Genomic DNA, 5406 nt, shown 5'->3' on the forward strand with positions numbered 1-5406 from the left:
CCTGCACGGCGTGTTGGGGGGGTGGTTGGTGTGGGGGGGGTCGCGCGCGCCGCGCTCGGCCCGCCGCGGCGATGCGACGGGATAGAAAGCCCAAGCCTGGAACATGGATCTTGCGCTTTGACCAGGCGCTTCGGCGGCACGCGCTGCGCGCTCGACCCGCCCTACACACTCGACCCGCCCTACACGCCTTGCTCGGCGCTTGCTCTCGCGCTCATGGCCGGGCCGTAACGCGTTCAACCATCCTCGAGGGCCGGTTCCGGTTCGGGCTTGCGGCGCGGCATCGGGCGCGAGGTCACCGACGCGGCGGTCGCGGTGACGGCGAGCGCCGCGGCGAGGGCCTTGTCGGCGCGTTGTTGCTGCTGCTGCGCGCAGAGGTCCGGGCAGAGCACGTGCATGTAGTCGGCGTCGAAGTTGAGGCGGTCGACGAGGAAGTCGATGAACGCGCGCACCTTCGGTGACGGCACGCGGCCGCGCGGGAACACCGCGTTGAAGTCGAGTTCGGGACCGGTCCAGCCGGACAGTACGCGGCGTACGTGGCCGAGTTCGGCATACGGCTTGATCGTGACGTCGCTCGCGAGCATGAGGCCTTCGCCCGACAGCAGCGCGCTGAGCAGCGGGCCCGGGTCATTGGCGACGAGGATGGGATCGACGCGATAGTCGTTCACCTGGTTGCCGTCGCCGAGCGTCCACGCGTAGTTGCCGTTGAGGCGCGACTTGTGGATCGCGAGGGCGCGATGGCGCACGAGTTCGTCGGGGTGCTGCGGCTCGCCGTAGCGTTCGACGTAGAGTGGGCTCGCATACACCTGGGTACGGAACACCGAGAGGCGCCGTGCGGCGAGGTTCGAGTCGGGCAGGTTGCCCACGCGCAGGCCGACGTCGAGCTCCTTCGCGATGAGGTCGAGCGGCTCCTGCGTGAGGACGAGTTCGACCCGGAGCTCCGGGTGCAGCGCATAGAACTCGCCGAGGAGCGGTGCGACCCAGGTGATGCCGATGGAGTAGGGCGCGGTCACGCGCAGCCAGCCGCGCGGGCCGCCCTGCAGCTGGCCGACGGCGCTTTCCGCCTCGTCGAGCTGGCGCGCGATCTGCTGGCAGTGCTCGAAGTAGATCGCGCCGGCTTCGGTGAGGCCGAGCTTGCGCGTCGTACGGTGCAGGAGTTGCGCGCCGAGGCGCTCCTCGAGCTCCTGCACCTTGCGGCTGACCGAGGTCTTGGGAAGGCGCAACGAACGCGCCGCCGCGATGAAGCTTCCGTGTTCGACCACCTTCACGAAAATCAGGGTGTCGTTGAGGTCGCGGGCCATGCTCGACTCCGATCGGGGCAGGGATTGGCCCGATGTCGGGACGGTCATTCCCTCATTCAAGCTCTATTTAACGGGAACCTACGCCCTTACTCCGTAGCGCGAGGCCAGTCGCCGACCCGATCCCGCCCGCTGTCGATCCGAGCATACCTGCTTCGTCGAATGGATGGATCGCCGCCCGTCGGGTGTCGCGCAAACAACGAATAGCCCTATCGGCGGCAACGCCCGACGCTTCGTCGGACGCGCCGCCGACGCCAACGATTCCGCAAATTCACATCTAAGAACCGAGGTCTGCACATGAACTCGCGCCATGCTTCCCGCTTCTCCATTCTGCGACCGGCTGCGATCGCGCTCGCGGCCGCCTTCGCCGCGGCGTTCGTCGCCGCCGGCTGCAGCAGCCATGCCGCCCCCGGCGAGGCGCACATGCCGCCGCCGCCGGAAGTCAGCGTCGCCCAGGTCCTGGTCAAGAACGTGCGCCAGTGGGACGACTTCACCGGCCGCGTATCGGCGATCCAGACGGTGGAACTGCGTCCGCGCGTGAGCGGCTACGTCGACAAGGTCGCCTACAAGGAAGGCAGCGAAGTCGCCAAGGGCGACCTCCTGTTCGTGATCGACCAGCGCCCGTACCGCGCCCAGCTCGCCAAGGCGCAGGCCGACCTCGCGCGTGCGCGCAGCGAAGCGCAGCTCGCCAAGACGCAGGATGCGCGCGCGCAGACGCTCGTCTCCGCCAAGGCGATCTCGCGCGAGGAGTTCGACACGCGCCACGCCGCGGTCGCGCAGGCCGAGGCCGCGGTACGCGCGGCGCAGGCCGCGGTGACCACCGCCGAGCTCGACCTGCAGTTCACCGAGGTGCGCGCGCCGGTCGCCGGCCGCACCAGCAAGGCGATGATCACGGTCGGCAACCTCGCGCGCGCCGACGAAACGCTGCTGACGACCGTCGTTTCGATGGATCCGATGTACGTCGACTTCGAAGGCGACGAGCAGGCGTACCTGCGTTACGCCGAACTCGCCCGCAAGGGGCAGCGCGCCGAGCTGTCCAACCCGGTGCGCATCGGCCTCGCCAACGAGGACGGCTATCCGCACAAGGGCACGGTCGAGTTCGTCGACAACCGCATCGATCCCGCCACCGGCACGATCCATGCGCGCGCGGTGCTGCCGAACCCCGACCGCGCGCTGACGCCGGGCCTGTTCGCCCGCGTGCAGCTCGAAGGCAGCGCCGAGTTCAAGGCGATGCTCGTCGACGACAAGGCGATCCTCACCGACCAGGACCGCAAGTACGTCTACGTGCTCGGCCCGGACAACAAGGCGCTGCGCAAGGACATCGTGACCGGCCGCGTCATCGACGGCCTGCGCGTGGTCGACTCCGGTCTCGAAGCGCAGGACAGCGTGATCATCCGCGGCATGCAGAAGATCTTCTTCCCCGGCATGCCGGTGCAGCCGAAGACGATCGCGATGGATGAAAGCGCCGCGCCGGCGGGCAAGGATGCGGTCGCGATGAAGTAGTCGCGGCGCACCCCTTCCTCGTCGTCCCGAGAAAGCCACGGGCTCGTCGTCCGGCGAAAGCCGTGAGCCGGCTCTTCCACTGAGCGAAAGACGAGACGCGGGTTCCGGCTTTCGCAGGAACGACGAAGAACAAAACGACGTAGGTGACAGGCCGATCGGCGCCAGCGCCGCCCGGCTTCCAAAGCACACAGCAATGCCGCCCCCCGGTGGAGGCGGTCCGGATGCGGCCGTGCGCCGCGCAAGGACAAACCCATGGACTTTTCCAGATTCTTCATCGACCGGCCGATCTTCGCCGCGGTGCTGTCGATCGTGATCTTCGCCGCCGGCCTGATCGCGATTCCGATCCTGCCGATCAGCGAATATCCCGAAGTGGTGCCGCCGTCGGTGATCGTGCGCACGGTCTACCCGGGCGCGAACCCGAAGGTGATCGCCGACACCGTGTCGACGCCGCTGGAGGAAGCGATCAACGGCGTCGAGGACATGCTGTACAGCAAGTCGGTCGCCGGCTCCGACGGCGTGCTGCAGATGACCGTCACGTTCCGTCCCGGCACCGATGCCGACGACGCCGCCGTGCGCGTGCAGAACCGCGTGAGCCAGGCGCTCGCGCGCCTGCCCGAGGACGTGCGCCGCCAGGGCGTGACGACACAGAAGCAGTCGCCGACCTTCCTCATGGTGGTGCACCTGACTTCGCCGAGCGGCAAGTACGACACGCTGTACCTGCGCAACTACGCGCGCATGCACGTCAAGGATTCGCTCGCACGCCTGCAGGGCGTCGGCGACGCGCAGATCTTCGGCGGCGGCGACTATGCGATGCGCGCGTGGCTCGATCCCGACAAGGTCGCCTCGCGTGGTCTCACCGCGGGTGACGTCGTCGCGGCGATGCGCGAGCAGAACGTGCAGGTCTCGGCCGGCCAGCTCGGCGCCGAGCCGATGCCGAGCAGCAACTTCCTCACGCTGATCAATGCGCAGGGGCGCCTCAAGACGCCGGAAGAGTTCGGCAACATCGTGCTCAAGGCCGGCGCGGACGGCGAGATCGTGCGCCTGTCCGACGTCGCGCGGCTCGAACTCGGCGCGGGCGACTACACGCTGCGCTCGCAGCTCGACGGCAAGAACGCGGTCGGCATCGGCATCTTCCAGGCGCCGGGCGCGAACGCGCTGGAGATCCAGAAGGCGGTCATCGCCAACATGGACGAGATGGCCAAGCGCTTCCCCGAAGGCATCAAGTACGAGGCCGTCTACGACACGACGATCTTCGTGCGCGACTCGATCAAGGCGGTGGTGAGCACGCTGCTCGAAGCGGTGCTGCTGGTCGTGCTGGTGGTGATCCTGTTCCTGCAGACCTGGCGTGCCTCGATCATCCCGCTGATCGCGGTGCCGGTGTCGATCGTCGGCACGTTCGCGGCGCTGTACCTGCTCGGCTTCTCGATCAACACCCTGAGCCTGTTCGGCCTCGTCCTCGCGATCGGCATCGTCGTCGACGACGCGATCGTCGTGGTGGAGAACGTCGAGCGCAACATCGAGGAAGGTCGCAGCCCGCTCGAGGCCGCGCACCAGGCGATGAAGGAAGTGTCCGGTCCGATCATCGCGATCGCGCTGGTGCTGTGCGCGGTGTTCGTGCCGATGGCGTTCCTCAACGGCGTGACCGGCCAGTTCTACAAGCAGTTCGCGGTCACCATCGCGATCTCGACGGTGATCTCGGCGATCAACTCGCTGACCCTGTCGCCCGCGCTCGCCGCGCGCCTCTTGAAGTCGCACGACGCGCCCAAGGACGCGCTCTCGCGCCTGATCGAACGCCTGTTCGGCTGGGTGTTCCGCCCGTTCAACCGCTTCTTCAAGCGCAGTTCGGACCGCTACCAGGGCGCGGTGTCGCGCACGCTGGTGCGCCGCGCCGCGGTGTTCGCGGTGTACGCGGTGCTGCTGGTCGCGACCGGCCTCATGTTCCGCATCGTGCCGCCGGGCTTCATCCCGACCCAGGACAAGCTGTACCTGATCGCCGGCGTGAAGACGCCGGAAGGTTCGTCGATCGAACGCACCGACGCGCTGCTCAAGCAGGTTACCGACATCGCGATGAAGACCGAAGGCGTCGCGCACGCGGTCGCGTTCCCCGGCCTCAATGCGTTGCAGTTCACCAATACGCCGAACACGGGCGTGGTGTTCTTCCCGCTCAAGCCGTTCAGCGAGCGCCATCGCACCGCGGCCGAGATCGTCGGCGAGATCAACCAGAAGATCGGTGGCCTGCAGGACGGCTTCACCTTCGCGCTGATGCCGCCGCCGATCCTCGGCCTCGGCAACGGCAACGGCTACCAGGCCTTCATCGAGGACCGCGACAACCTCGGCTACGGCGCGCTGCAGACGGCGGTGCAGTCGATGCAGGGCGCGATCGCGCAGACGCCGGGCATGGGCTTCCCGATCTCGAGCTACCAGGCCAACGTGCCGCAGCTCGACGCGGAGGTCGACCGGGTCAAGGCGAAGGCGCAGGGCGTCTCGCTGACCGGCCTGTTCGACACCCTGCAGACCTATCTCGGCTCGGTCTACGTCAACGACTTCAACCAGTTCGGCCGCACCTGGCAGGTCATCGCGCAGGCGGACGGTTCGTTCCGCGACAGCG

3 protein-coding genes are annotated in these 5406 nt (G+C 67.9%); 2 read left to right on the forward strand and 1 reads right to left on the reverse strand.

What is annotated here, in order from left to right:
- Nucleotides 1-233: 233 nt before the first annotated feature.
- Nucleotides 234-1298 (reverse strand): LysR substrate-binding domain-containing protein, encoded by a 1065-nt coding sequence (locus ACTHK2_RS00695; RefSeq protein ID WP_440243674.1) that lies wholly within the window; start codon nt 1296-1298, stop codon nt 234-236.
- Between the two features lie 294 nt (nt 1299-1592).
- Here ACTHK2_RS00695 and ACTHK2_RS00700 point away from each other — a divergent pair, with 294 nt between their 5' ends.
- Together ACTHK2_RS00700 and ACTHK2_RS00705 are read left to right on the forward strand one after the other, a co-directional pair.
- Nucleotides 1593-2798 carry an efflux RND transporter periplasmic adaptor subunit gene (locus ACTHK2_RS00700; protein WP_440243676.1) on the forward strand — a complete coding sequence of 402 codons (1206 nt, stop codon included), beginning with the start codon at nt 1593-1595 and terminating at the stop codon, nt 2796-2798.
- Between the two features lie 252 nt (nt 2799-3050).
- Nucleotides 3051-5406, forward strand: a 2356-nt coding sequence (locus ACTHK2_RS00705; RefSeq protein WP_440243677.1) for an efflux RND transporter permease subunit, incomplete at its 3' end; no start/stop codon positions are given.

Source organism: Dokdonella sp. (genome assembly GCF_051958935.1).
Taxonomy (GTDB): domain Bacteria; phylum Pseudomonadota; class Gammaproteobacteria; order Xanthomonadales; family Rhodanobacteraceae; genus Dokdonella_A.

What these genes read in the sequence shown, in the direction of transcription:
- ACTHK2_RS00695 (WP_440243674.1), bottom strand. Translation starts at nt 1,298, where the DNA reads ATGGCCCGCGACCTCAACGACACCCTGATTTTCGTGAAGGTGGTCGAA.
- ACTHK2_RS00700 (WP_440243676.1), top strand. Translation starts at nt 1,593, where the DNA reads ATGAACTCGCGCCATGCTTCCCGCTTCTCCATTCTGCGACCGGCTGCG.